We start from the raw sequence: 1,605 nt of genomic DNA, 5'->3' as shown, positions 1-1,605 counted from the left end.
GTCTCGGTGGGGATGCTGTTCGATCCCTCCATCGTCTTGCGTGAACCGTTGCTGGTGCTGGCGACCGTCTTGATCATCGTGGTCGGCAAGTCGCTGGCGGCATGGTTGATCGTGCGCGCATTTGGTCACCCCAATAGCACCGCGTTGACGATTTCGGCCAGCCTGGCCCAGATCGGGGAATTTTCCTTCATCCTGGCTACACTCGGCCTATCACTGGACCTGCTCTCGCCGATGGCGCGCGACCTGATCCTGGGCGGGGCGATCCTGTCCATCCTCCTCAATCCGCTGCTGTTCTCGCTGCTGGACCGTTATGAAGCACGCCAGCCCAAGCCGGCCGATGTGAGCGACGTGCCGCCCACGGTCGACCTTGAGGATCACGTGGTGCTGGTCGGCTATGGCCGTGTCGGGCGCGGCATCGGCGAACAGTTGCGCGCCCAGGGCAAGCCCTTCGTGGTGATCGAGGCGCAACGCGAGAACCTCGAGGCCTTGCGCCAGGATGGGGTGCCGGCGCTCTATGGCAATGCCGCCCACAGCGAATTGCTGAAGGCGGCAGCGGTGGCGCGGGCGCGCTGGCTGCTGGTGGCGATCCCTGAAGTGTTCGAGGCCGGACAGGTGATCGAAAATGCCCTGGAACTCAATGCCGGCCTGAAGGTAGTGGCCCGCGCCCATTCCGATGCCGAGATCGAGCACCTGGAAAAGCATGGCGCCCAGCGCGTCATCATGGGCGAGCGCGAGATTGCCCGCGGCATGTTGGAGATGGTGGGGCAGTCCAACTGAGCTGGCGGCCTGCAGCATTTTTCTTGCCGTGCTACAGTCGCGGCTGCTGTCGCAACGGAGCAGAGCTTCGCTGCGCGGCAACAAGTTCTCGGGGCGGGGTGCAACTCCCCACCGGCGGTAATCAAACGGCGTCGCCCGACGTCGTCTGTAGCCCGCGAGCGCCCGGCCTGCCAGTGTGCAGACCGGGGTCAGCAGACCTGGTGTGATTCCAGGGCCGACGGTCATAGTCCGGATGAAAGAGAACGGGATGTCCGGTGTCGCGCACCTGCTGTGGCAGTGCGCGCACGGCCGTGCATTCCCACGCCCTGTTTATTCATCGAACAGGAGTCCTGAACCATGTCGCAAACGCATCTGTCTGCCGTTCCTTCCCACCACGCGCAACGTATCGCCTTCGTCCAGGCCAGCTGGCACAAGGATATCGTCGACCAGTGCCGTATCGGTTTCACCGAAGAAATGGCCAAGCTGGGCTGGCCCGCCTCCAGCATCGATTTCTTCGAGCTGCCGGGCGCCTTCGAAATCCCCCTGCACGCCAAGGTGCTGGCCAAGACCGGCAAGTATGCCGGCATCGTCGCCAGCGGCCTGGTGGTCGATGGCGGTATCTATCGCCATGACTTCGTGGCGCAATCGGTCATCTCGGCGCTCATGCAAGTGCAGCTGGAGACCGAAGTGCCGGTCTTCTCGGCCGTGCTGACGCCGCATCACTTCCATGCCCATAGCGAACATCACGACTACTTCCACGCGCATTTCCTGGTCAAGGGACGTGAAGCGGCACAGGCTTGCGCCAGCACCGTGGCCAAGCTGGCCGAAGTGCGCGCAGCCCGCAGCCTG

Annotated in this window: 2 protein-coding genes and 1 riboswitch; both genes read left to right on the top strand. The window is 63.7% G+C overall.

Annotated features, from left to right (window positions below; genetic code table 11):
* Window positions 1-777, top strand: a 777-nt coding sequence (locus tag I5W_RS14325) for an NAD-binding protein (RefSeq protein WP_044529735.1), incomplete at its 5' end; no start/stop codon positions are given.
* A gap of 80 nt (window positions 778-857) precedes the next feature.
* Window positions 858-1,025, top strand: a riboswitch (FMN riboswitch).
* A gap of 88 nt (window positions 1,026-1,113) precedes the next feature.
* Window positions 1,114-1,605: 6,7-dimethyl-8-ribityllumazine synthase (locus I5W_RS14320; protein ID WP_044529734.1), on the top strand; the 492-nt coding region annotated here is incomplete at its 3' end.

This window comes from Herbaspirillum sp. B65, assembly GCF_000333555.1.
In the GTDB taxonomy this organism is placed as follows: Bacteria; Pseudomonadota; Gammaproteobacteria; order Burkholderiales; family Burkholderiaceae_D; genus Herbaspirillum; species Herbaspirillum rubrisubalbicans.
The sequence above is the reverse complement of the archived record's forward strand: the minus strand, read 5'-3'. Positions and strand labels throughout refer to the sequence as shown.